Source organism: Saccharothrix violaceirubra (assembly GCF_014203755.1).
Taxonomy (GTDB): Bacteria; Actinomycetota; Actinomycetes; order Mycobacteriales; family Pseudonocardiaceae; genus Actinosynnema; species Actinosynnema violaceirubrum.
In genome coordinates this window covers 6,707,175-6,733,010 of record NZ_JACHJS010000001.1, presented here as the reverse complement: position 1 = coordinate 6,733,010, position 25,836 = coordinate 6,707,175, and the positions used below count along the sequence as shown (strand labels likewise).

16 protein-coding genes and 1 tRNA gene are annotated in these 25,836 nt (G+C 68.4%); 13 read left to right on the top strand and 4 right to left on the bottom strand.

The features are described 5' to 3' along the window. The first annotated feature begins 18 nt into the window (after positions 1 to 18). The 7 genes from F4559_RS31070 to F4559_RS31040 all read left to right on the top strand — a co-directional run bounded on the left by F4559_RS31070 (position 19) and on the right by F4559_RS31040 (position 8,332). A complete protein-coding gene (locus F4559_RS31070; protein ID WP_184674648.1) occupies positions 19 to 636 on the top strand; it encodes a hypothetical protein in 618 nt (205 codons plus the stop codon). 60 nt (positions 637 to 696) lie between these two features. After that, complete coding sequence (locus F4559_RS31065) at positions 697 to 1,281, top strand: hypothetical protein (protein WP_184674647.1); 585 nt, start codon at positions 697 to 699, stop codon at positions 1,279 to 1,281. Between the two features lie 127 nt (positions 1,282 to 1,408). Then, positions 1,409 to 4,129 (top strand): type I DNA topoisomerase, encoded by a 2,721-nt coding sequence (topA, locus tag F4559_RS31060; RefSeq protein ID WP_184674646.1) that lies wholly within the window; start codon positions 1,409 to 1,411, stop codon positions 4,127 to 4,129. A 14-nt stretch (positions 4,130 to 4,143) separates the two neighbouring features. Next, positions 4,144 to 4,710, top strand: a complete 567-nt coding sequence (locus F4559_RS31055; protein ID WP_184674645.1) for a hypothetical protein — start codon at positions 4,144 to 4,146, stop codon at positions 4,708 to 4,710. 82 nt (positions 4,711 to 4,792) lie between these two features. Next, on the top strand, positions 4,793 to 6,805 hold the full coding sequence (locus F4559_RS31050; RefSeq protein ID WP_184674644.1) for a bifunctional MFS transporter/dTMP kinase: 2,013 nt from the start codon (positions 4,793 to 4,795) through the stop codon (positions 6,803 to 6,805). A 22-nt stretch (positions 6,806 to 6,827) separates the two neighbouring features. Continuing rightward, a complete protein-coding gene (locus F4559_RS31045; protein WP_312865908.1) occupies positions 6,828 to 8,018 on the top strand; it encodes a DNA polymerase III subunit delta' in 1,191 nt (396 codons plus the stop codon). Between the two features lie 240 nt (positions 8,019 to 8,258). Continuing rightward, positions 8,259 to 8,332, top strand: a tRNA-Thr gene (locus F4559_RS31040). Positions 8,333 to 8,352: 20 nt separating this feature from the next. Here F4559_RS31040 and F4559_RS31035 read toward each other — a convergent pair. After that, positions 8,353 to 9,441: a site-specific integrase gene (locus F4559_RS31035; RefSeq protein ID WP_221447433.1), complete on the bottom strand. Its 1,089-nt coding sequence runs from the start codon at positions 9,439 to 9,441 to the stop codon at positions 8,353 to 8,355. A gap of 201 nt (positions 9,442 to 9,642) precedes the next feature. Here F4559_RS31035 and F4559_RS31030 point away from each other — a divergent pair, with 201 nt between their 5' ends. Then, positions 9,643 to 9,816, top strand: coding sequence for a hypothetical protein (locus F4559_RS31030; RefSeq protein WP_184674642.1), 174 nt, complete (start codon positions 9,643 to 9,645; stop codon positions 9,814 to 9,816). Positions 9,817 to 9,996: 180 nt separating this feature from the next. Here F4559_RS31030 and F4559_RS31025 read toward each other — a convergent pair whose 3' ends face one another. From F4559_RS31025 to F4559_RS31015, 3 genes are all read right to left on the bottom strand, one after another. Continuing rightward, the gene (locus tag F4559_RS31025; protein ID WP_184674641.1) at positions 9,997 to 10,500 is read right to left on the bottom strand and encodes a hypothetical protein; all 504 of its coding nucleotides are present in this window, start codon (positions 10,498 to 10,500) and stop codon (positions 9,997 to 9,999) included. Next, complete coding sequence (locus tag F4559_RS31020; RefSeq protein WP_221447432.1) at positions 10,500 to 11,933, bottom strand: helix-turn-helix transcriptional regulator; 1,434 nt, start codon at positions 11,931 to 11,933, stop codon at positions 10,500 to 10,502. Before F4559_RS31020 ends, F4559_RS31025 begins: the two co-directional genes overlap by 1 nt. 194 nt (positions 11,934 to 12,127) lie before the next feature. Next, positions 12,128 to 12,550, bottom strand: coding sequence for an NUDIX hydrolase (locus tag F4559_RS31015; RefSeq protein ID WP_184674640.1), 423 nt, complete (start codon positions 12,548 to 12,550; stop codon positions 12,128 to 12,130). A gap of 163 nt (positions 12,551 to 12,713) precedes the next feature. Between F4559_RS31015 and F4559_RS31010 the strand changes: the two genes are divergently transcribed. The 5 genes from F4559_RS31010 (at position 12,714) to F4559_RS30990 (ending at position 25,821) form a co-directional block, all read left to right on the top strand. Next, on the top strand, positions 12,714 to 13,463 hold the full coding sequence (locus tag F4559_RS31010) for a TauD/TfdA family dioxygenase (protein WP_184674639.1): 750 nt from the start codon (positions 12,714 to 12,716) through the stop codon (positions 13,461 to 13,463). After that, positions 13,460 to 13,804: a hypothetical protein gene (locus F4559_RS31005; protein ID WP_184674638.1), complete on the top strand. Its 345-nt coding sequence runs from the start codon at positions 13,460 to 13,462 to the stop codon at positions 13,802 to 13,804. Before F4559_RS31010 ends, F4559_RS31005 begins: the two co-directional genes overlap by 4 nt. 432 nt (positions 13,805 to 14,236) lie before the next feature. Further along, complete coding sequence (locus F4559_RS31000; RefSeq protein ID WP_184674637.1) at positions 14,237 to 18,136, top strand: LamG domain-containing protein; 3,900 nt, start codon at positions 14,237 to 14,239, stop codon at positions 18,134 to 18,136. A gap of 362 nt (positions 18,137 to 18,498) precedes the next feature. After that, positions 18,499 to 25,014 (top strand): RHS repeat-associated core domain-containing protein, encoded by a 6,516-nt coding sequence (locus F4559_RS36635; RefSeq protein ID WP_184674636.1) that lies wholly within the window; start codon positions 18,499 to 18,501, stop codon positions 25,012 to 25,014. Positions 25,015 to 25,119: 105 nt separating this feature from the next. After that, positions 25,120 to 25,821, top strand: coding sequence for a hypothetical protein (locus F4559_RS30990; RefSeq protein ID WP_184674635.1), 702 nt, complete (start codon positions 25,120 to 25,122; stop codon positions 25,819 to 25,821). Positions 25,822 to 25,836: the final 15 nt, after the last annotated feature.

Genomic DNA, 25,836 nt, shown 5'->3' with positions numbered 1-25,836 from the left:
TATTCGGGGGGATACCGCATGAAGCTCCGCATCGCCGCGGCCTGTGCCGTCGCGGCCCTGTCCCTGGTCGGCTGCTCGCAGAACGCGTCGACCGGTTCGGGCTCGTCGAGCGCGGCCGGCACGTCGTCCGCGACGGCCGCTGCCACGTCTTCGGCGTCCTCGGCCGCGTCCGGCGCGAAGACCACCGAGTGGGCGGGCGCGTTCTGCACCGGCATCGGGCCGGTCATGGTGAGCACGCTCCAGCTCCTCAAGGACACGTTCACGCTGGAAGGCGCGGCCAAGCGCGACGCGCACCTGAAGTACATCGACACCGTGTCGCCGCTGCTGAACGACACCGCCGCGAAGCTCAAGACGATCGGCCCGCCCACCCCCGAGACGGCCACCGAGCACCAGGCCGTCATCGACGCGATGACCGGCATGGCGGAAGGCGCCGCCAAGGCCCGGCCCGCCATCGTGGCGCTGGACCCCGCCGACCCGGCGATGAACGACAAGCTCGCCGACACGCTGACCCAGTACGGCGACATGGACAAGCTGGGTACCCAGCTCGACACCGTCGACAAGCTGCCCGGTCTCAAGGAGGCGTTCGAGCAGACGCCCGCGTGTGTGGAGGCCAAGGCGTCCATTGCGGGCGAGTGATCGGATCTCCACCGGTCGGAGACTGGTCGACCTCGAACGTGTGTTCTACGCTGCGAGGCCGTGGGGCAACTGTCCTTCTTCTCGGCCGAAGCGCGCGCTCCGCGCGTCGGTGACCTGGCGGGCCTGTTGTGCGGGCCCGGCCGGGCGCTGGGCTTCGCGAGGGGACGGGCGGCCAGGGTGTCGGTCGCGCTCGACGAACCGGGACGCGGGCCCGCGCTCGTGTCGGCCATGGCCGAACGCGGCGTCGAGGCCCGCGTCGGCACGTGCGCCGAGAAGGGGAACCCGGAGGTCACGACCGCGTTCCGGACCGATCTGACGGGCCTTGCCGGCCAGTGGCTCCGGTCCGGGACCAAGGTCGTGCCGGACGACTTCGCGCCGGACGGCGGCGTGTTGCGCCTGTGGGCGCTCGCCGCCGGCCGGTGGGTCGAGTCCGGGTACGTCCTCGGCCTCGACCCGGACGCGCCGGACACGCACGAACCGCTGCGGAAAGCGCTCGCGACAGCGGGCCTGCCCGCGACACTATCGGCACCGAAAGCCGGTGGACCGGCCTTGCGGGTGAACGGGAGGCGGCGGCTGGAACGGCTCGCGGAGCTGGTCGGACGTGCGCCGACGGGGGTCACCGGGCGTACCTGGCCCGCCGCGTAGCGGACACTCCTGGGAGGCGATCGGGCACAGTTGTGTCACCCTGTCCCGACCAGGGCTGCCCGTCGGCGACAAAGGACAGTGCACACTGGCGGATCGGGACGACGGGATTCGAAGAGAGCGGGACGGCGTGGCTGGAACGACACGGACGAAGAAGAGCAGCGGGGGAACGGGCAGCCGGCGACTGGTGATCGTCGAGTCGCCCGCCAAGGCGCGCAAGATCGCGTCCTACCTCGGCACCGGCTTCGTCGTGGAGTCCTCCAAGGGGCACATCCGGGACCTGCCGCGCGGCGCGGCCGACGTGCCCGCCAAGTACAAGGGCCAGTCCTGGGCACGCCTCGGCGTCGACGTCGACCACGACTTCGAGCCGCTCTACGTCGTGACGCCGGACAAGAAGTCGACGGTCGCCGAGCTGAAGGAACTGCTCAAGGACGTCGACGAGCTGTACCTGGCGACAGACGGCGACCGCGAGGGCGAGGCCATCGCCTGGCACCTGCTCGACACGCTCAAGCCCAAGGTGCCCGTGCGCCGGATGGTCTTCCACGAGATCACCGAGCCCGCCATCCTGGCCGCCGCCGCCAACCCGCGCGACCTGGACCAGAGCCTGGTCGACGCGCAGGAGACGCGGCGCATCCTGGACCGCCTCTACGGCTACGAGGTCAGCCCCGTGCTGTGGAAGAAGGTCATGCCGAAGCTGTCGGCGGGCCGCGTGCAGTCCGTGGCCACCCGGATCGTGGTCGAGCGCGAACGCGAGCGCATGCGTTTCGTGTCCGCGAACTACTGGGACGTCTCGGCGACCCTCGACGCGGGCGAGCAGGCCACGCCGCGCACGTTCGGCGCCCGGCTCGTGGCCGTGGACGGCACCCGCCTGGCCACCGGCCGCGACTTCGGCTCCGACGGCCGCCTCAAGGCCGGCGCCGAAGTCCGCGTGCTCGACGAGGACCATGCCCGCGCCATCGCGACCGGTCTGGTCGACGCCACGCTCACGGTCGTCTCCGTCGAGGAGAAGCCGTACACGCGCAAGCCGTACGCGCCGTTCATGACCTCGACCCTCCAGCAGGAGGCCGGCCGCAAGCTGCGCTTCTCCGCGGACCGCACCATGCGCACCGCGCAGAAGCTGTACGAGAACGGCTACATCACCTACATGCGCACCGACAGCACCACGCTGTCGGAGACCGCGATCACCGCCGCCCGCGCGCAGGCCACCGAGCTGTACGGCGCCCAGTACGTCGCCAAGGAGCCGCGCCAGTACACCCGGAAGGTCAAGAACGCCCAGGAGGCGCACGAGGCCATCCGGCCCGCCGGCGAGGTGTTCCGCACGCCCGGCGCCGTGGCGCGCGAGCTGGAGTCCGACGAGTTCAAGCTCTACGAGCTGATCTGGCAGCGCACGATCGCCTCGCAGATGGCCGACGCGCGCGGCAACACCACCAGCGTCCGGATCGTCGGCACCACGACGGCGGGCGAGGAGGCCACGTTCGCCGCGTCCGGCCGCACGATCACGTTCGCGGGCTTCCTCAAGGCGTACGTGGAGACGGTCGACTCGGAGGCCGGCGGCGAGTCCGACGACGCCGAGTCCCGGCTCCCGCAGCTGGTCAAGGACCAGTCCGTGCTCGCCGCCGAGCTGTCCGCCGACGGCCACTCGACGTCCCCGCCGCCGCGCTTCACCGAGGCCAGCCTGATCAAGACCATGGAGGAGCTGGGCATCGGCCGGCCCTCCACGTACGCGTCGATCATCAGCACGGTCCAGGACCGCGGCTACGTGTGGAAGAAGGGGTCCGCGCTGGTCCCCTCGTGGGTGGCGTTCGCCGTGGTCGGGCTGCTGGAGAACCACTTCGGCCGGCTCGTCGACTACGACTTCACCGCCGCGCTGGAGGACGAGCTGGACGGCATCGCCGCCGGTCGCCAGGAGCGCACCACGTGGCTGTCCGGGTTCTACTTCGGCGGCAACGTCGGGCCGGAGTCGTCGGTCGGCCGGTCGGGTGGGCTCAAGAAGCTCGTCGGGTCCAGCGTCGAGGCGATCGACGCCCGCGAGGTCAACTCGATCCCGCTGTTCGCCGACGCCGACGGTCGCACGGTCGTGGTCCGCGTCGGCCGGTACGGGCCGTACCTGGAGCGCGAGGTCGACGGCGCGTCGCAGCGCGCGAACCTGCCCGACGACCTGCCGCCCGACGAGCTGGACCGGGAGATCGCGGAGAAGCTGTTCGCGACCCCGCAGGAGGGCCGGTCGCTGGGCAACGACCCGGTCACCGGGCACGAGATCGTGGCCAAGGAAGGCCGGTTCGGGCCGTACGTGACCGAGGTGCTGCCCGATCCGCCCGAGGGCAAGAAGTCGCCCAAGCCGCGCACCGGGTCGCTGTTCAAATCGATGTCGCTGGACACGGTGACGTTGGACGACGCGTTGAAGCTGCTGTCGCTGCCGCGCGTGGTGGGCACGGACCCGGAGTCCGGTGCGGAGATCACCGCGCAGAACGGCCGGTACGGGCCGTACCTCAAGCGCGGCACGGACTCGCGGTCGCTGACCGGCGAGGACCAGCTCTTCACGGTCACGCTGGAAGAGGCTCTGAAGATCTACGCGGAGCCCAAGAAGCGGGGACGCGCCGCCGCCGCGCCGCCGTTGAAGGAGATGGGTGCGGACCCGGTGTCCGGCAAACCGATGGTGGTGAAGGAGGGCCGTTTCGGGCCTTACGTCACCGACGGCGAGGTCAACGCGTCCCTGCGCAAGACCGACAGCGTGGAAGGGCTGACCGACGAGCGTGCGGCCGAGCTGCTCGCCGAGAAGCGTGCCAAGGGTCCGGCGCCGAAGAAGAAGGCGCCGGCCCGCAAGAAGGCTCCCGCGAAGTCCAAGGGCTGAGGGTCGGGGTGGCGGTGGGCGACTTCGGACCCGACGGCACGCAGCCGCCGCCACCGCCCGCGCTGTTCCCGGACCCGCTCGCGGGCCTGGTCACGGGCGAGGGGTTCACGTCGTCGGGTCCGCGTGCCGACCGATCCGGTCCGGCTGCGGTCGAACCGACCGGGCAACCGGCCCCGCTGCCGGTCGTCGGGCGGTCGGTTCCGGCGCAGGCGGGGCCGAGCAGGCAACCGGTCCGGTCGCCTGCCGGTCGTCCCGTTCCGCCTCGGCCCGGCGACCGGTCGGTGCCGAAGCCGAGCGGGGGTCCGGTCCGGGCCACCGCACGTCGGGTCCCGCCGCCGGGTGTCGGTGCGCGGCCCGCGGTCGTCGGTCAGGGCGTGCCGCCGCAGGTCAGACTGCCGGCCGCCCGGTCTGCGCCCGTCGTGCGACCGCCCGCACCCGCTCGGCCCACGCCGCCCGGAACAGCTCCTGAACAGCGCAAATCCCGGGGTTGGCTGGGATGTCTGGTGCTGTTGGGCCTGATCGCCGCGATCTCCCCGGTGCTCCGTGCGATCATCGAGGCGGTCGTCGACCTGTTCCGCTGAACCCGCCACGACCACCCGAACGGTGGATGCGGTCAGGGTCCTCGACCCTCCCGGTTACCCTTGGCCTGCACGGAAGCAGGAGGTGACGGTCATCTCGGACAGTGGCACAGGTGCCTCGACGAGCAAGCGGATTCGCAGCGTTCTGGCGATCCGCCCGTTTCGCAGGCTGTGGGGTGTCACCTATCTGTGCAGCGTCGGTGACTGGTTGTCGCTGCTGGCGCTGACGGGCCTGGTCACCAAGCTCGCCGAGGGCTACGGCTGGGAGGGGTTCGCGCTCAGCGCGGTCGTGCTCACCCAGCTCCTGCCCGGCATGCTGTTCGCGCCGTTGGGCGGCGTGCTCGCCGACCGGTTCGACCGGCGCAAGGTCATGGTCGCCTGCGACGTCGCGCGCGGCTGCCTGTTCCTCTCGATCGCGTTCGTCGGCACGGCCTGGTGGCTGTTCATCGCGAACTTCCTGGTCGGCTGCTGCGCGATGCTCTGGATCCCGGCCAAGGACTCGGCCGTGCCGAACCTGCTGCGCCGGCCCGACCAGGTCGAGACCGCCAACCAGCTCGGCCTGGTGATGACCTACGGCATCTCCACGATCAGCGGCTTCGGCCTGTACTCGCTGATCGCGGGCATCCCCGGCTACCTCAACGTGCGCGACGGCGACCTCGGGTTCCGCATCGCGATCATCGCCGTGGTGGTCAACGGCCTGCTCTACCTCACCTCGGCCGTGCTGGTCGCCGTGCGCATCCCGGAGCTGTCCGGGCGCATCGCCGTGACCCGCCGCAAGCGCTCCGAGGAGGGTGGGCCCGGCTTCCTCGTGATGATGCGCGACGGCTTGGCCTACGCGTGGCGCACGCCGTTGCTGCGCGGTCTGGTGATCGGCATGAGCGGGGCGTTCGCGGCGGCGGGCGGCGTGATCGGCAGCGCCAAGCTGTACGCGTTGAGCCTGCTCGGCGGTGAGAGCGCTTACGGCACGTTGTTCATCGCGGTGTTCGCGGGCCTGGCGATCGGCATGGCGACCGCGCCCCGGCTGGCGCGGCGGCTGTCGTACAACCGGCTGTTCGGCGTGACGATCGTGGTCGCGGGCCTGAGCCTGGTCGTGGTGTCGCTGGCACCGCACCTGGGCGTGGCGCTGCTCGCGGTCGCGTTCGTCGGCGCGGCGGCCGGCATCGCGTTCCTGACCGGGTTGACGATCATCGGCTCGCAGGTCGAGGACGCCATGCGCGGCCGGATGGTCGCCCTGGTCCAGTCGCTGCTCAAGATCATCCTCGGGTTGTCGGTGATCATCAGCCCGCTGCTGGTCACGCTGGTGCAGCCCCGGGTCGTCACGTTCTTCGACCACGACTTCAAGGTCGACGGCACCCGCCCGGTGCTGTTCGGCGCGAGCCTGCTGGCCACGGCGGTGGGCCTGATCTCGTACCGGCTGATGGACGACCGCAGGTCCGAGCCGATCCTGTCCGACCTGATGGCGGCGTTGCGCGGTCGTCGGCGGGCGGGCGGCCTGCTGATCGCGGTCGAGGGCGACACCCGGCTGGACACCGCAGCCCAGGCCCGTCGCCTGGCCGAGGCGTTGCGCGCGAACGGCCTGGACGTGTTGCTGGCCTCCGACCCGGACCTGGACGAGCGGCGCCTGCGCAACGTGTTGTCCACGGCCGACCTCGCGGGCGTGCGCGCACATGCGCTGGTCGCGGCGGCCGTGCGTGCCGACGTGGTCGAACGCGAGGTGCGACCGGCCCTGGCCAAGGGCGCGATCGTGGTGATGGAGCGGTACGTCGACAGTCCGTTGGCGCACTTCAGCGCGGCGGGCAGCATCGAGACCCGGGAACTGGAAGGCCTGGTCGAATGGGCGACCGGCCGGCTGCGCCCCGACGTGACGGTGTTGTTGGACCGCACCCCCGCCGCCGACCTCGAACCGGGCCTCGCCATGGACACGGTCGAGCACCACTGGCGTGTGCAGAAACTCCTGACCGACATGGCCGCCGCGGACCCGGACCGCTACGTGGTGGTCGACGCGGACGGCACCGAGGACGAGATCGCCGAACGCGTGCTCGCCGCCGTCGTGCCGCTGGTGCCCAGGACGTCCGAACCGGTCGTCGAGAGCACCTGACGGCTTGGGTACCTTCGGCCCGGTGAGCGGTGTGTGGAGTGGGGTCGTCGGCCAGCCCGAGGCGGTCGCGGTGCTGGGGGCCGCCGCCGAGGCGGCGGCGTCGATCGTGGCCGGCGGGACGCCCGCGCCCGGCGCGATGACACACGCGTGGCTGTTCACCGGACCGCCCGGTTCCGGGCAGGCGGCCACGGCACGGGCGTTCGCGGCGGCCCTCCAGTGCGTGGCCACCGACGACCGGCCCGGCTGCGGGGTGTGCGCCGGGTGCCACACGACGACGGCCGGCACGCACGCCGACGTCCGCGTGGTCGCCCCCGAGGGACTGTCGATCTCGGTGGCCGAGATGCGGTCCTTGGTCCAGGTTTCGGCGCGGCGGCCGACGTCCGGCCGTTGGCAGGTCGTCATCGTCGCCGAAGCCGACCGGTTGACCGAAGGCGCGGCGAACGCGCTGCTCAAGGCCGTGGAGGAGCCGCCGGAGCGGACCGTGTTCCTGCTCTGCGCGCCGTCCGACCACCCCGAGGACGTGTCCGTGACGATCCGTTCGCGGTGCCGGATCGTGCCGCTGGGCACGCCGCGCGCGGCGTCCATCGCGTCCGCTTTGGTGACCGAGGGCGTGGCCGCCGACTTGGCGGACTGGGCGGCGTCGGTGTGCGGCGGGCACGTCGGCCGGGCCCGGCGGCTGGCCACCGACGACAAGGCGCGCGCGCGACGTGAGGCCGTGCTGCGGATCCCGCTCGCCCTGCGCAGGCCGGTCGACATCTTCACCTGCGCGGACTCCCTCGTGCGCGCGGCCGAGGAGGACGCGGCGGGCGCGCACGAAGGTCAGGACGAAGCCGAACGCACGGCCCTTGAGACCGCGATGGGCGCGGGCGGCACGGGCAAGGGGACGGCGGCGGCCACGCGTGGCGCGAAGGGCGCGCTGAAGGACTTGGAGAAGCGCCAGAAGTCCCGGGCGACCCGCACCCAGCGCGACTCGTTGGACCAGGCGCTCGTCGACCTGGCCGCGTTCTACCGGGACGTGCTCGTGTCCGCGGCCGGTGTGGTCCTCAACCACCCGGACCGCGCCGCCGAGTCGGCCGCGGCGGCGGCCGAGTGGTCACCCGAGTCGACGTTGCGGCGTTTGGAGGCCGTACTCGCCTGTCGAGAGGCGTTGGAGCTGAACGTGAAACCACGCATCGCCGTCGAAGCAATGCTCACCACCCTGCACCGGGGCTAGGAACCGGGGCGACCGCGCGGAAGGACATCACCACCACGCAGCCGGTGCAGGGTTCGGCCCGGTGTGGACGACAGACAACCACGCGGCCACCCCGCCGGAAAGACTCCAACCGAACGGGTGAACAAGACCCTTCGGACGAGGTCACCGCAGCCACCCGACGTGAGCCGGGTCACCAGGAGGGCTAACGACCCACCCCCCGATCGGTGACGGTCGGATCATGGGCTATAGTTGTCACGTCTCGCCGCCTTAGCTCAGTCGGCCAGAGCGGCTCACTCGTAATGAGCAGGTCATCGGTTCGATTCCGATAGGCGGCTCGGTGGGATGGAAGACCAGGTCAGCGCGTCTGACCTGGTCTTTTCTCATTTCCCGGGTTGGCGACGAGCAGTAGAGCTGAACCGTCTCGGGCGTCGTGTGTGCCCGAAGTGTGCCCATCGGTCCCGGTGGACCTGCGCGGGACGAGCTGGGCCGCTGCCTCTGCCGCCCGGTGCGCGACCTCGGGCAACACGCTCGTGTAGATGTCCGACGTGATCGTGATGGACGAGTGATCAAGCATCTCCTGCACGGTCTTCAGGTCAGCACCACCGGCGAGCGCGAGCGTGGCCGCGCCGTGCCGGAGGTCGTGCAGTCGGACCGGCGGAAGGTCCGAGGTGCGCACGATCTTCTCGAACGCCTCGGACACCTTGCCGGAGTGCAGCAGCGTGCCGTCCGCCTCGGTGAACACGCGGCCGGTGTCGATCCACGCTTCACCCCACTTCAGCTTCTCGGCTGCTTGCTGCGCCTTGTGTGCGCGCAGCACCTTGACCGTCTCGCCGTCCAAGGCGATCACGCGAGCGCCGCTGGACGTCTTCGGGTCGCCCTCCTCGACCTCCCAGCCCTCGAGCACGAGCTGAGTCGCGACCGTCGCCGTCTTCGCGTTCAGATCGACGTCGGCCCACCGGAGCCCGCACGCTTCGCCTCGGCGCAGCCCCCGGAAGGCGATCAGGTGGTAGCGCGCGTACAGCCGGTCCTCGTGGACCAGGTCGAGGAAGTCGCCGGTCTGATCCGGGGTCCAGACCATGACCGGTGACGGCTTCTCGCCGGTCCGCTGCCACTGCTCGACACGCTCAGTCGTCCACACCAGCGCCTTGGGTCGCTTGGCGGGGTCCAACTCGACATGAGCAGCCCGGTTGAACGTGATGATCTGCTGCGCGATGGCGTCGTTCAGGGACGCTCGCAGCGTTGCCCTCAGCCGGTGCTGTGGGGCCGGTCCGGTCGTTCGGCGGAACGGCGGCATCTCGCGGAGCTGCGCCCGGAATGCGCGTTGATCCGTTCGCCTGGTGGCCTGCTTGCGCGCGTCATCCACTGCCCGACGCGCAGCGTACGCCGAGATGATCTCGTCGTTGTTCTCCGCGATCTTGGCGAACATCTCGTTGAGGTGGCTCACGCGGAGCCGGTTCGGCGGAACGTGCCCGATGTGCGGCTTGAGGTGGACCCTGATCGCCGATTCGTAGTGCCTGCGGCTGGTCCCGCCGAGGTCGGTCGGCTGGTGATGGTGGGCGAGACTGCGCGCAACGTGCGCGACATCCTCGCCTAGACCGATGTCGATCCCGAGGCGCGTTCCGAGCGGGACGAGGCTGCCGGGTGGTTGCGCGACTACCTGATCCAGCACGGCGGCAGTGGCAAGGCAGCCGAGATCATCAAGGCCGCACGAGCGGACGGCATCGCCGAGGCGACGTTGAAGCGTGCCCGCAAGCGCGCCGGGATCGACACCACCCGACAGGGCTTCGGGCAGGGCTCGGTCTGGTCGCTCGACTTGTGACCCGTCATCCGGATCACCATTCAGACCGTTCGGATCGCGTCCCGGGAGCTGATCCGAATGAGCCGAATGGTGATCCGAACGCCCCCTCGCCGACCGGTCGTCTACCGTCTCGCGCGTACGAGGCGTGACCCCAAGGCCACCTTCTCCGCGCAGGTGTCCCAGACGAACGTGAGTTGACGGCTATGCGTTCTCTTCTCGGAGGGGTATCCATTCACGCTTAAAGTGGGTGATTTTCCGGGCGGTTGTCGATATGCGCGTTCCCGGGTGTGCCACCACGCTTAGGCGGTTGACGGTTATTGGCATGATGTACGAGTCCCATTTGTGCATGTCGTTGACCGTGCTGTCGAGATTGTCGACCGGAACCCAGAGTGTGATCAAATTCGTGGGACCGTCCGGCCTTTCCTCGCTCCTGTATATGCTGGCTTCTCCTGTGGATATCCGCATCCAGTGGTCAACGGAGGTGCGGTACTTCCACCAGAGCCTCTGCGGAGCGTCTGGGTACAGGATGTAGGAGCCAGTGTTTTCCCAGGGGCTCCCCAGTGAGTAGGTAACCGGCTCGCGACCCCAGTTCTTGATGGTGAAGGTGATGATCACCTCCAGGTACTGCTTGTTGACTTCCTCGTCGAGCTTGAGGTCGTCTTGGATTTCTTGCGGCTCTTGGCTCCCCTGTCGGTACAGGTTCACTAGCGCGCTGTCGAGTTCGATCGAACAGCGGGGGCGGTGAAGTCTAGGCGAGTTCTTGCTGCTTCTCGCTGTGCCTGCATCGCGCTGGCCTGTGCGATCTGTACGGAGTTCGCTTGCAGTGCAAGCTGCGCTTGTGCGTTGGCAAGCTGTGCCTGCGCGCGCCCGGACTCGTCCGCGTGTCGTTTTTCCTGCCGAGTTAGCTCGGTTTGGGCCTGCTCTTCCTCTTCTACTCTTCGTTGCTCTTGAGCTTGCAGTGCCTCCCGATGCCGGGCCTCCTGGTTGTTCATGTCCTGATGGAGGACATCCAATTGTCCGAGCGCGGCTCGCAGAATGAAGAAGGTGAGGGCAACATTTAGGCCGGAAAGCGTTGCGGCAATACCGTTGAATCGTTGGAGAGCGGCACGGCCCTCGGTAGTGATCTCGGTGAGGCCCGCGTCGTCGGCTGCCCGGATCGTGCGTTGCACCTGGTGCGGCAGCCTGTGGACCTCGGCAGCGGTCAGGGCCGTTCGGAACGCCTCTGCCGCGCCGTCCTGGTGCTGGGCTGCGAGCAGCACTTGCCCGGCTGTCACACGTTCGATGATGTGCCACTGTGGCGCGGCAGGTGTTCCGGCCCTCTGGTCGGACTGCATTGCGTGTACGGCCTCGGCGGCGCGGCCGGTCGAGATCAGGCCGCGTAGTCCGATCTCGCGGAAGGTGAACGGATTGAACAGCATCCCGCGTCCCGCTCCCGTGTCGAGTAGGGCGCGGTAGCCGGTGATCGCGTGGTCGAAGAGGTCCGGGTTCCCCTGTTCGCCTGCCGCCCGTGCGAGCAGCGCGAACGCAGTGCCTTGGCCTTCCCGATCGCTGGACACAGCTACCGATCGGCTCAGGTGTGCGACTGCCGCCCCGACGTGATCGGCCTTGCGCAGCTCGTCGCCGTGCATCCGGAGCGCGTGCGCGAGGAACGCGGGGTCACCCAGTCGCTCGGCGACGACGAGGGCCTTACCGGTCCAGCGCGCCGCAGCGGCCAAGCGTTCCTCGGGCAGAACGGTGCCCAACGAGACGCCGAGTGCCGCCCTGCCCTGCCCGAGCAGGATCATCGTGTCGCGTTCGGCGCGGCCTTCGGCGGCGCGAGCCTCCAACCTGGCGACGAGTGGCCAAAGCTCGTTGACCGCGTCCACGGCGCGGCCGGACTGGCGGGCGATCTCGGCGAGTCGGATGGTCGAGTCACCGAACTGGATCATCGCGGCGAAGTCGGCGTCGTCGTTGTCGGTCACACCGAGGACGTGCATCGGCAAGCCGAGCACGCGGGCGATGTGGCGTCGGGTGGTGACGTCGCTGATCGTGCGCCGACCGGTCTCGATCATGGACACGTAGGTCTTGTCATAGCCGAGCAGCGCGGCGAGTCGTTCCTGATTGAGGCTGTTCACGCGACGGTAGAGCCGCAGAATCACCGCCAGATCGCGGTCTCAGCGCCGCTGCTGCCTCTGGTGCCGACCACAAACCAGACGGCTGGTGTCAGCGGGCGAACGGGCATGATCGGCGGTGCGTGGCGAGTGCTCGCGTGGCACGTTGGACAGACAGGCTCGACGGCGAGCCTGCTCAGCTCAGCCCCGCACGCTTCGCATCGTCCGCCTGTCATGACCGCCTACCGGATCAGTTCCCGATCGGTTTCACGCAGACGCGCGAACCAAGTCGTGATCGAGCGCTTGTAGCCGTCCGGCATGTTCAGTCCGTGCACCTCGGACTCGGTGAACAAGCCGACTTCCTTGTGCTCATGGGAAAGCACGGGTTCGGCATCGTCTTCGGGGTGGCAGCCGTAGGTCACGATGAACACGTTCTTCTCAGCCACGTTGATGTAGTACATCCACGTGTCGAGGATCGGCCCGGTGGTGACGTTCCACCGCGTTTCCTCGGTGATCTCCCGTGCCACGCACTCCTCGGGCGTCTCGCCCGGCTCGATCCGGCCACCGGGTAGTTCCCACTCGTCGCGCACGTTCTTCAGCAGCAACACCCGGTCGTCGCGCACCACCACGCCCTTGATCGAGACGGGGTAGCTGAACTGGCTCATCGGTGCTGACCTCCACAAGGCGTGCGCGAACCGCTCATCGGCAAGCTAGCACTACGTCACGTGATGACATGCGACGCTGGGTTGACAGGTTGTCACTGGACGCTTGCGAGTCGAGCGCGTTCCCATGGCCTCCACGAAGCCGGTGTTTCGGGAGGTAGGGACGATGAATGACCCGTTGGGCAGGGCTTGGATCGCGGCCGATGACAAGGCGGCCGTGGCGGATGCGCTGGCTCGTCACGGCCTGGTGCTCGTGGACGGGCTGTCGGACTCGGCGGACGTGCTGCGGCTCGCTCAGTCCGTCGCCACGGTGGTTCCGCACCGGGACAGCGCGTCGGACGGCGTGACCACCCTGGTGGACCTCGGTTCGGACGCGAGCGGGTTCGCGGGGTTCAGCTCGTGCGCGCTTGCGCCGCACACGGATCGCTCCGGTGTCGCCAACCCGCCCGCGCTGCTGATGTTGGGCTGTTCGCGGCGCGCGACGAGCGGCGGTCAATGCGTGCTGTTCGACGGACTCGCGGTCTACGAAACGCTTGCCGAGACCGAACCCGATGCGCTCGCGGCGCTGCGTGCGCCGAGGTCCGTGCTGTTCGGCGGTGCGTCCGGGCACCTCGGGGCGATCTTCACCGAGTACGACGACGGGCGGGTCACCGTCAGGCTGAGGCAAGACGATCTCGTGCAGTTCTCGCCGGACGTGGAACGGTCGTTGCCGACGCTGCGCGCGGCGATCGAGCAGCACGTGCGCGAACTGGACCTGAGCGCCGGGCAGGGCTACGTCCTCGACAACCACCGCTGGTTGCACGGCCGACGAGCGTTCATCGGGCACCGGGTGGTGCACCGGATCAACGGCAACCCGCTGCCGCACCTCGGCATCCGGACCGGCATCCCGACCCGTGCGCGGAGCGGTGCGGTATGAGCGACGAGGCAGCCGTGCGTGCGTTCCCCGCGTTGACGGGACTGGTCGCCATCCGGGACGCGGGATGGCGGTTCGTGCACCACGACGTCGTTGACGGCATCCCCGCCAGGGTGGACGGCTACCGGCTCTGGCCGGATGGCTGGCATGACGCACTTCGCGTGCACGGCGACTCCGACGCGATGGCGCTGCGCGCGGACGGCGACGAGCCGCCCGGCATCGTGTGGGAGCGCACCGGTTCGCTGTCCGATGTGGTCGAGGGTCTGATGAGCCTTCCCGCACCGACTCAGCGGTTCGCGCCCCGCCTGGTGGTCGCGTCCGCTCCTGCGCTGTGGACGCCGTAGCCAGACCGGCGCTCGGCGTCTTCCGCTCGTTGGCGCACGCGGTCGCAGGGACGCCGAGCCGATTGACTGCTGAGGCGTCCCGATTTGGTTCGCGGTCTGCGGTGCGGCATCGGTGCTGGTCACGAGCACGGAATGAGCGTGTGACGTGTGCCCGGTGTGTGCCCGAACGCTTGATCAGCGAGCGGCAGAGTCCGGTCCCGAACGGCAGTCGTCCCGGTCTGACCTGCACGGACCAGACCGGGACGGTACTACCTGTGTCGTTCCCGTGCGGTGGTATCACCGCAAGTCGTTTGTTCTCAACAGGTTTCGTCTGCTGGGTGTGATCTGGTACCGAAGTGCGGGAAACCGATCCCCGCTCGATCATTCTATTGATTGAGGTTTGACTCCCGGTCATGCTGTTGCCGATCATTCGAGCCCGGGGGGTTTCACCTGATGACACGTCGTTCCGCGACGTGGCGCGAGCCTGCGCGCCTGTCACGTCTGCTGTGTGCCACCGTCTCCTCTGCGGCGCTGCTCGCGGGTATGACCGCGCTACCCGCCCACGCCCAGCCCGCTCCGACCCCGACCGCTCCGACGACGCCCGAGCAGCAGGCCAAGGCCACCGGCAAGCCGGTCGAGCTGGCGGACCAGGGCACCGAGCGGACCAAGGTGTTCGTCAACCCCGACGGCACACGAACACTGGAAGCCAGACCGGGCGCCGTCCGGGTGCGCAGGGACGACGGGTGGGAACCCGTCGACACGTCCTTGAAAACGCGGCCCGACGGCGCGTTGACGCCCAAGGCGGTCACCGCGCCCATCGTGTTCTCCGGCGGCGGGACCGCGCCGTTGGTCGAGTTCGGCGCCGGGGAGCGGAAAGTCTCCCTGTCCTGGCCCTCAGCGCTGCCGAAGCCGACGGTGGACGGCGACAGCGCGACCTACGCCGAGGTGTTCCCGGGCGTCGACCTGGTGCTCAACGCGCGCGCCGAGGGGTTCACGCAGGTCCTGGTCGTCAAGAACGCCGAGGCGGCGGACAACCCGGACCTGCGCGAAGTCGCGCTGAAGACGAGCACCACCGGGGTTTCCCTGAAGGAAGGCGACTTCGAGACGCCCAAGGTCGTCGACAAGGCCGGGGTCGAGGTGCTCAGCGGCGCCAAGCCGATGATGTGGGACTCGTCGGGCGCCGACCCGCAGCGGGGCGAGGCGTCGTCCGCCGACGGTCCGTCCATCGGTGCCAAGCGGGCCGCGCTCGGCCTCGACGTCACCGGCGACTCCCTGGAGGTGACGACCGACGAGAAGCTGCTGACCGGCGAGGACACCGTCTACCCGGTCTACATCGACCCGCCGTTCAACGCCTCCCGGCTCGGCGGCACCGAGCTGTGGAAGAACTTCTCCAACGACCCCAACTGGAACAACTGGTACACCGGCGTCGCGCGGGTCGGCTACGAGGCGCAGACCGGCCAGACCGTCCGCTCCGTCTGGACGTTCGACATCGGCGCGCTCCAGGGCAAGATCGTCAAGACGGCCTGGTTCCAGGCCACCCAGACACACGCCTGGAACTGCAACGACAGCTACGTGAACCTCTGGCGCACCACCGAAGCCGGACCGGGTACGAACTGGAACAACATCGGCTGGTTGCAGTGGCTCGACTCCAGACTCGACAAGGGCGGGGCCGGCTGCCCCACGGTCGGTGTCGACCTCAACGCGGTCAACGGCGTCGTCGGCGCCCTCAACGAGGGCAAGCAGTACGTCTCGCTCGGCATCTCGGCCGGTGACGAGAACACCGTCAACGGGTGGCGCAAGTTCGACCCCAACCCGGCCCTGAACATCACCTACAACTCGCGGCCGAACACGCCGACCGAGCTGTCCACCGACGGCACCGGGTGCGCGACCGGCGCGAACCGGCCGTACCTGCGCAACCCGAACCCGCAGTTCACCGCCCGCGTCTCCGACTCGGACGGCGCCGAGAACCCGCTGCTCAACGCCCGCTTCTACTGGGGCCACGTCAACGGCGGCGACCTCGGGTCCGGCGGCATCGACGGCATCCCCAACGGCGAGATCGCGCGGTACAACTTCCCGACGGGCACGTTCACCGACGGCGGCCAGTACGCGTGGACCGTGGGCGTCGGCGACTACATCGACCCGTCCGCCCGGTCCACGTTCTGCGAGTTCGTGCTCGACCTGTCGCAGCCCGCGGCGGCACCCGGCGTGAGTTCCACCGACTTCCCCGCGGACGACGAGTTCCACGGCATCGCGGGCACGGCCGGGCAGTTCACGTTCGCCGCCGGCGGGGTCTCGGACGTCGCCGGCTACCGCTACGGCTACGAGAACCCGCCGGTGAACTACGTCGCCGCGTCGTCCCTGGGCGGCACCGCGTCGGTCAACCTCACCGCGAAACACCTGGGCCGCAACGTGGTCTACGTGCAGAGCGTGGACCGCGCCGGCAACGTGAGCGCCGGGCAGCCCGCCGCGTACGCCTTCCACACCGACCAGCAGACGGTGTCCACCGGGCGGTGGCAGCTCGACGGCGACGGCTCCGACGTCGCGGACGTGCCGCACCCGCTCACCGCGTCGCCCACCGGCGTGTCGTGGGTGGCCGGACGTGATGGTCAGGCCGCGCAACTCAACGGCGGCGTGCTGACCACGGCCGGTCCCGTCGTGGCGACGAACCAGAGCTTCAGCGTGGCGGCGTGGGTCAAGCTGGGCGCGAACGCCGACCCGAACGGCTGGTACAACGCGCTCAGCCAGGACGGCAACCGCAACAGCGCCTTCGTGCTCCAGTACTCCGGGTCGACAAAGGGCTGGGTGTTCGACACCCCGAACGCCGACGCGGACGGGTCCGGCGAGGCGTGGGTGACGTCGAACCAGCCGGCCGAGAAGAACGTCTGGACGCGCCTGATCGGCGTGTACGACGCCGCGTCCGGTGAGATCAAGCTGTACGTCAACGGCGTCTACCAGGGTTCGGCCAAGCGGAACACGCCGTGGAACGCGGGCGGCTCGCTGGTCGTCGGCCGGGGCAAGCAGACCGGCGCGTCGACGGGTGCCTTCGCCGGTGCCGTGGACGACGTCGTGGTGTACGACCGGGTCCTGGTCGCCGAGGACATCTCCGAGCTGTCCAACCGGCCCGCGGTCATGGAAGGCCACTGGGCGTTCAACGACCCGGCTCCCACCGGTCCGGCGTCGACGATCACCCTGGGCGCCAAGTGGGACGTCGGCTACGGCGGCACGGGGCAGAGCCTGCGCCTGGCCGGCGGCACCCTGTCCACCCCGGCACCCATGCGCACGGACCAGAGCTTCACCGTGTCCGCCCGGGTCTTCCTGCGGAACAAGGGCAACTGGTTCGACGCGGTCAGCCAGGACGGCAACCGCAACAGCGGGTTCGTGCTCCAGTACTCGTCCTCGAGCGACAAGTGGGCGTTCGACATGCCCGACGCCGACGCGGACGGGTCAGCCGAGACGTGGGTGAACTCGACCGCGACCGCGGCGACCGAGACGTGGACGCACCTGACCGGCGTGTACGACGCGACCGCGGGCAAGATGCGGCTCTACGTCAACGGCGTGTTGCAGGGCGAGACCACGAAGTCCTCGTCGTGGAACGCGGCCGGGTCGCTCGTGGTCGGCCGGGGCAAGCAGAACGGCGCGTCGCTCGGGTACTTCCCGGGCACGGTCGACGACGTCTTCGTGTACGGCTCGGCGCTGACCGCCGCGCAGATCACCGCGCTGCACCAGTCCACGCCGCCCGCCGGCTGGGCGTGGCAGCTCGACCCGGCCGGCACGTCCGCGGTCGACTCGTCCACCCGCGACCGCACGGCCACGGTGTTCGGCGGCGCGGCGATCACCGGCGGGAAGCTCCAGCTCGCCGACGGCGACGACTTCGCCGCCACGGTCGGCTCCGCGCTGCGGACCGACCAGAGCTTCAGCGTGACGGCCCGGGTGACGCCCTCACAGCTCGACGGGCGGCGGCCGATCGTCAGCCAGTCGGGCACCAGGGTCGGGGGCTACTACCTCCAGTACTCGGACAGCCGCTGGACCTTCGCCATGGGCAACGCCGACCAGGACAACCCGGTGGAGGACGTGGTCAAGTCGTCCAACGCGCCGACGAACGGGCAGCAGGTGAACCTGGCCGCCGTGTACGACGCGGCAGCGGGTGAGCTGCGCCTGTACGTCAACGGCGTGCCGCAGGGCGATCCGACCAAGCACGTGTCCACGTGGAACGCGGCCGGGTCGGTGGGGATCGGGCGGGCGCTGTTCAACGGCTCCGCGATGACCCCGTTCCTCGGCGGCGTGGACAGCGTCCGCGTCTACCAGGGCGTGCTGACGCCCCGGGAGATCAAGCTGATCTCGACCTCCGGCTGAGCCGGCGACGGGTGCCCGTGTCGGTGCTACCGGCGCGGGCACCCGTCCTGTCCGTTCCCGTCACGCATGTGGCCGCGCACGATCCCGCGCGGCTGCCCCTTGGCGTGCCTTCGGCAACCCGTGGACCCCCGGTCGGACACAACCGATTCGGCCGGCACGGGGATCTCGTCATGTTCCGACACCGACCGGAAGAGGTGCTCGTGCGAAGCATGTCCGGAATACCCGGCATATCGAAATCCCGAAGAGCGACAGCGCTGTTCGTCGGCGCCGTGCTGGCCGCGGGGGTGCTCACCGTACCGGCGAGCGTGTACGCCGGAAGTGAGGCGGCGCCGTTCGGCAGGACTGCACGGCACACCGTGCCCGTGACCGGTCAGGAGACCACCCCGATCGCGCCCGACGAGGCGGCGAAACGGGCGCTGACCGGCGCACCGGCGGCGACCTGGCCCAGCGCGGGCGAGGGCGCGGCCGAGCTGTCCGAGGGCGGGTCCGCCGAGTTTCGCGCGGGCGACCTGCCGGTGCGGGTGGAAGGCCGGACCGGCGACGTCCGGGTGCGGTTGCTCGACCGCGCCGAAGCGGACAAGGCCGGGGTGTCCGGTCCGCTCCTGCGCGTGTCCGGTGCCGAAGGCCCGGTGACCGTCGCCATCGACTACAGCGGTTTCCGGCACGCTTTCGGCGGTGACTGGGCCTCCCGGCTCACGGTCGTCCAGCTCCCCGACCACACGCCGGTGGAATCGCACAACGACAGCACGCTGGGGCGGTTGACGGCGTCGTTCTCCCTGCCCGGCGAGAGCGGGCGCACGTTCGCGGGCAGTGCCGCGCCCGGCGGCGAGATCCTGCTGGCGGTCACCTCTTCGGGGACCTCCGCGGACGGCCAGGGCGACTACGCGGCGACGCCGCTCAAGCCCTCGGCGACGTGGCAGGTATCGCAGCAGACCGGTGATTTCAGCTGGTCGTACCCGATCAAGGTGCCACCGGTGCCCGGTGGCCTTGCGCCGTCCGTGGCGCTGGGCTACTCGTCGTCGACGGTGGACGGGCACATGGCCTCGACCAACAACCAGCCGTCGTGGCTGGGCGAGGGTTGGGAGTCGTGGTCGGGCTACATCGAGCGCAGCTTCATGTCGTGCGCGGACAACACGGACGAACCGGCGAAGAAGACGCTGGACAAGTGCTGGTTCGACGACAACGCGACGTTGATGCTCAACGGGTCCGGCGGCAAGCTCGTGCACAACGAGGACCCGGCGAACGACTACTGGCGGCTGAAGAACGACGACCGGTCCAAGATCGAGCGGCTGACCGGCGCGACCAACGGCGACGTCGACGGCGAGTACTGGCGGATCACCAAGTCCGACGGCACCAAGTACTACTTCGGCCTCAACCGGCTCGACGGGTGGAGTGCCGGCAAGCCGGAGACCAAGTCGACCTGGACCGTGCCGGTGTTCGGCCGCCTGTCAGGGCAGCCCTGCTACAACGCGACCTTCAAGGACGCGTGGTGCACGCGGGCGTGGCGCTGGAACCTCGACTACGTCGTGGACGCTCGCGGCAACTCGATGACCTACTACTACGACACCGAGACCAACAACTACGGCCGCAACCGCAACGAGACCGCGTCGCAGTACGTGCGCGGCGGCACGCTCAACCGGATCGAGTACGGCACGCGCGCCGGGCAGGAGTACGCCGGCGAGCCGCCCGCGAAGGTCACCTTCGACACGGCCGAGCGGTGTGCCCCGAACACGGGCTGCTCGCAGGCGACGGCGACGGACTTCCCGGACGTGCCGCTCGACCAGAAGTGCGACGCCACCACGTGCCCGGACAAGCTCTCGCCGACGTTCTGGACCACGAAGAAGCTCACCAAGATCGTCACGAAGGCCCGGGTCGGCTCCGGCTGGCAGGACGTCGACAGCTGGTCGTTCAACCACAGCTTCCCGGAGACCGGCGACTCGTCGTCGGCCGCGCTGTGGCTGACCGGCATCGTCCACAAGGGACACGTGGGCGGCGAGATCACGTTGCCCGAGGTCACCTTCGACGGCAAACGCCTGGCCAACCGCGTCGGCTCGCCGACCGCCGGGTGGGGCGGCTACCTGCCGCTCTACAAGTACCGGCTCACCAAGATCTACTCCGAGGCCGGCGGCCTGGTGGCGCTGGACTACTTCGACGGCGACTGCGACCGTGCCGCGCTGCCCGCGGCGGACGACACCAACGGCACCCGCTGCTTCCCGGTGAAGTGGGCGCCGCCGGACCACTCGGAGATCGACGACTGGTTCCACAAGTACCCGGTGCGCGAGGTCGTGGAGACCGACCGCGTCGGCGGTGCGCCCGACCAGGTCACCAGCTACGAGTACGTCGGCACGCCGGCGTGGCACTACACCGACGACCCGATCATCCCCGAGGAGCGGCGGTCCTGGTCGGAGTGGCGCGGCTACCAGAAGGTCCGCACCACCAAGGGCAACACGCAGACCGAACGCCTCTACTACCGCGGCATGTTCGGCGACAAGAAGGCCGCCGGCGGCACGCGGACCGACAAGGTGATCGACTCCCAACTGGGTGAGGCCGACGACATCCCGGCCGCACAGGGCTTCCAGCGGGAGGAGATCCTCAAGAGCGGTCCGGGCGGCGCGACGCTGCTGACCACGATCACCACGCCGTGGACCCGCGGTCCGACCGCCAAGCGCGGCCCGATCGAGGCGTACATGACCCGGCCCGCGTCGACGCGGACGATCACCACGCTCGCGGCGGGCGGCACGCGGTCGACCAAGGCCGTCAACGTCTACAACGACGACGGCGTCGCGATCAAGTTCGACGAGTTCGGCGACGAGTCCACCCCCAACGACGACATGTGCACGGAGACCACGCACGCGAGCAACACCACGGCGTGGATCCTGGACCTGGTCGTCGAGGTGAAGAAGTACGGCGCGGCCTGCGGCGGCGTCTACGTCATCCCCGCCGGGATCATCGGCTACAGCCGCAACTACTACGACGGCAGCACGACCCTCGGCACCGTGCCGGGTGCCGGTGCCGTGACCAAGTCCGAAGAGGTCGCCGAGTACAGCCTGGGCGTGCCGCAGTTCAAGCAGGTCTCGCGCGCCGAGTACGACAACTACGGCCGCGTGACGAAGTCGTGGGACGCCCTGGACCGCAAGTCCGAGACGACCTACACGCACACCAACGGCCTGCTGACCACCCAGTCCGTCACGAACCCGAAGAACTTCACGGCGTCGACCACCTTCAACGCGGCGTGGGGCAGCCCGACCGTGAAGACCGACGCCAACAACGGGACGACGCGGCTCGGGTACGACGCGCTCGGCCGGTTGAAGACCGTGCGCATGCCCGGTCGTGGCGACAACGAGACGCCCAACATCGAGTACGGGTACACGATCCGCAAGGACGCCGTGTCGTCCGTGTCGACGACGACGCTCAACGCGCACGACGCGCAGTCGACGTCGTACGCGATCTACGACGGTCTGCTGCGGCCACGTCAGACCCAGTCGCCGGCGCCTTACGTGGGCAGGCAGATCTCGGACACGTTCTACGACTCGCGTGGTCTGGTCGGCCGCACGGCGACCCTGTACTACGACGACGACGCGGGACCGGGACCGGAGCTGGTCACCGTGCCGGCGGGCAACCAGCCCGACCTGCCGTCGCAGACGCTCACCACCTACGACGCCCTCGCGCGTCCGCTGACCCAGACCTTCCGCGGCCTGGGCCAGGACAAGTGGACGACGACCAAGGTCTACGGCGGCGACCGGGTCATGACCACGCCGCCCGCCGGCGGCACGGCCACCACCGTGCTGACCGACGCGCAGGGCCGGACGACCGAGCTGTGGCAGCACAAGGCGGCGACGCCGACCGGCGACAAGGACGTCACCCGGTACGAGTACTCCCGTGACGGGAAGCTGCTGAAGCTGATCGACCCGGCGGGCAACTTCTGGCGGAACACCTACGACCTGCGCGACCGCGTGGTGACCGTGGAGGACCCGGACCGGGGTCTCACCACCAACACCTACGACGACGCCGGGCAACTGCTCACGACCAAGGACTCGCGCAACCGCACCGTGCGGTTCGAGTACGACGAACTGGGCCGCAAGACCGCGTCGTACGAGGGCACCACGAAGCTCTCCGACTGGACCTACGACACGTTGCGCAAGGGCGACCTGCGCAAGTCGACCCGGTACGTCGGCGGCAACGCCTACAGCTCCGAGGTGACGGCGTACGACGGGTCCGGTCGACCGACCGGGCAGAAGGTGACGATCCCGACGGCGGAAGGTTCGCTGGCCGGGTCGTACGAGACCACGACGGGCTACGGCCACGACGGCAGCGTCGTGTCGGTGGCGTTGCCCGCGGCGGGCAACCTCGCCGCGGAGACCCTGCAGTACACGTACTTGACCACGGGCGAGCAGGAGTCGCTCGGCGGCACCACGGACTACGTGCCCGAGGTGACGTACAACGAGTACTCGCAGGTCTCCCAGATCATGCTCAACGCGGGGGTCTCGCAGGGCAGCAAGTGGGTGCAGCTCAACCGGGGCTACGAGGCGGACACGCGACGGTTGTCCGACTCGACCGTCGTCCGGCACGTGACGGGCAACGGCGTGGCAAGCCGGTCGAAGTACTTCTACGACCCGGCGGGCAACATCACGTCGGTCGTCGAGGCGCCGACCAACTTCACCACGGATGCGTCGGGCACGATCACCAGCCTGCCCAACGGCCTGCCGTCGTCGGTCGACTACCAGTGCTTCAAGTACGACCACGTGCAGCAGTTGAAGGAAGCGTGGGCGGGCACGTCGAAGTGCGCGGCGAACCCGTCGTTGCAGGTCGTCGGCGGTCCGGCCGGGTACTGGCAGTCGTTTACCTACGACGCCGCGGGCAACCGTGCGACGGACACCGAGCACACCGCCGCGGGTGACACGGTCAGCACGTACGCGCTGCCCCAGTCCGGTGGCCACCTGCTCCAGTCGGTGACCAGCAACGGGCCGTCCGGGCAGCAGTTGCAGACGTTCGAGTACGACCAGACCGGCAACACCAAGAAGCGCATGGCCAACGGCGTCACCCACGACCTGGTGTGGGACGCCGAGGGCAAGCTGACCTCGGACACGGCGTCCGGGCAGACGACGTCGTTCGTCTACGACGCCGAGGGTTCGCGGCTGCTGCGCAAGGTGCCCGGCGAGGTGACCCTCTACCTGGCCGGCCAGGAGATCAAACTCACCACGTCGACGAACCAGAAGAGCGGGACGCGTTGGTACTCGATCGCGGGTACGACGGTGGCGGCCCGTACGTCGTCGAGCCTGACGTGGCTGGCGGGTGACCACCAGGGCACCAACCAGGTGTCGTTGAACTCGGCGAACCTGGCCGTGACGCAACGCCGCCAGACCCCGTTCGGCGAGTCGCGCGGCACGGCACCGGCGTCGTGGCCGGACGACAAGGGATTCGTCGGCGGCACGAACGACACGACAACCGGCCTGGTCCACCTCGGGGCCCGTGAGTACGACGCGGGCATCGGCAGATTCATCTCAGCCGACCCGATCATGGACTTGACCGATCCGCAGCAGATCAACGGCTACGCGTACGGCAACAGCAGTCCCATCACGTTCTCGGACCCGACCGGTCTGAAGCGATGCGGTGTGGATGGCGACGGCTGCGGTTCGGTGCCCAATCGCGACAGCTACGGCGACAGGGGTTCGACCGGCGAGACGGCGTACGAGTACCACCAGCGGACCGAGAACGAGAAGAAGAACGCCTACGCGGCGGCCGGTGTCTCCGAGCAGGACATCATCGATGCCGAGCAGGTCGAGAAGCAGAACTGGCTCGACATCGCGCTCGAAGCGGGTGGCGAGATTCTCAAGGAAGTCCTGGGGATCAACGACATCCAGAGCTGTTTCGGCGAAGGCGATCTCGGTGCTTGTGCATCGATGATTCTCGGTGCGATCCCCTGGGGCAAGATCCTCAAGGCTCCGAAGATCGTCAAGGCCATCGACAACGCCATCGGCGCGGTCAAGTCCTTCATGAAACGCCAGGACTGGGCCAAGAACGTCCTTGGCAGGGGTCGCGCCGCATTGGCCAAGATCACTGGCGGTGGCTGTAAGAACAGCTTTACACCCGATACCGAGATTCTGCTCGCCGATGGGACGCGCAAGGCGCTGAAGGACGTCGATGTAGGCGACAAGGTCAAGGCCACCGATCCTGAAACCGGGAAGACCGAGGCCAAGACCGTCGCGAACGTCATCGTCGGCAATGGCAAGAAGTACATGGTCGACGTGACGGTGGAGGTCGACGGCGTCCGCTCCACGATCTCAGCCACCGGCAACCACCCGTTCTGGCGTACGGACGAAGATCGTTGGGTCCGAGCCGACGAACTGAAGCCCGGTGCTCTGCTGGAAACAGCGGAGGGTCGTCAGGTCGACATCGTCGAGGTCCGCCCCTGGTCGGCCGTCCGTCAGGTGTTCAACCTCACCGTCGAGGGAATCCACACCTACTATGCCCTCACTGGGGTTACGCCTGTCCTCGTTCACAATACGAGCTGTGATATATCCAAGGCTGCCGCTGAACTTCCGACTGATTACCCACGTAGGACTACCGGAATTCTCGACGTAGGAAATGAGCAAATTCCGCTGTCGAGCGGACCGGGTGGGCCGTCTGAGGAACTGGCCAGCCTGCCGGGTCGTACGAAGCAGAACTCGGACCATGTCGAAACGCATGCTGCGGCAATTCTGAGGAGCAATCCGGTCATCAGGAAGGCTGTTTTGTACGTAAGCAACTCCAAGGGGCAGATGTGTCCGGGGCCGAACGGGTGTGCCGCGAATATCGAAGATATGTTGCCAGAGGGTGTTGAGATGTGGGTCTACATGAACGGACTTCCGTTCGGAAAGTTTATTGGTAACGCAAGCTAGGCGGGCCTCGTGGTCGGCCCTGCCTGGGCCGGTAGGGCCGACCATGGTGGGTGGGTTGGGTCCGCTCATGTTTTCAATTGGTGGGATTTGTGGCATATTGTCGCTATGGATGAACTAAGCGCTGCTGACAGTGACGAAGTCGTACGGTTCTTGCGGCGCTGGTACGGCGATTTGGATATCGGGCAGGTAGGTACGGTTTCGGATCTTCTGGGATGGCCTGCGTTCTGGTCGAGTCTGATCGACGGTCGATTCAGTACGATTCCGGTATTCGGTCAGGTGTATATCCGGGAGAATTCAGGTGATTTTGGTGGAACTACTTTCTGGGTAGACGATGAGGGCGATTGGGAGTGGTCGGTACCAAAAATAGAGGAGGATGCGCAGGTCTTCGAACGTGAGACGGGGTCTTCCGGTTCGGCATGGCGTTCGACGGGGGAGACCATGCATCGGTTTCTTTTGCATGCGGCACTCTTGGGTGCAGTTGTCGAAGCCACTGATCAGTATTACGCACGTGATGTGGAAGTTGGGTTGATACCGGAATTGGTGCGTGGATGTAGTTTGGTTGTTTCATCGGAAAGTCGGTGTCCAGCCGCTGCGGGGAAAATATTCATGGGAACGGAAACGTTGATCAGGGTGGTCGATGGTGATGTCGGTTCGACTGCGCCGATCTGCGATCTAGTGGCCTCTTCAAGGAGTCATTCCGGCGTTCTCAATTTTATTTCCGGACTTTCGCATATTCCGTGGAAGATGTACGTTCGGCCGACTGTCAGAAAGTTTTTTCCGAGTGAGGTTCCGGGTATCTTCGGGTAATCTATACTCATAAAT

Coding starts and splice junctions, on each gene's coding strand:
- F4559_RS31070 (WP_184674648.1), top strand. CDS start 19: ATGAAGCTCCGCATCGCCGCGGCCTGTGCCGTCGCGGCCCTGTCCCTG.
- F4559_RS31015 (WP_184674640.1), bottom strand. CDS start 12,550: ATGAGCCAGTTCAGCTACCCCGTCTCGATCAAGGGCGTGGTGGTGCGC.
- F4559_RS31010 (WP_184674639.1), top strand. CDS start 12,714: ATGAATGACCCGTTGGGCAGGGCTTGGATCGCGGCCGATGACAAGGCG.
- F4559_RS31005 (WP_184674638.1), top strand. CDS start 13,460: ATGAGCGACGAGGCAGCCGTGCGTGCGTTCCCCGCGTTGACGGGACTG.
- F4559_RS31000 (WP_184674637.1), top strand. CDS start 14,237: ATGACACGTCGTTCCGCGACGTGGCGCGAGCCTGCGCGCCTGTCACGT.
- F4559_RS30990 (WP_184674635.1), top strand. CDS start 25,120: ATGGATGAACTAAGCGCTGCTGACAGTGACGAAGTCGTACGGTTCTTG.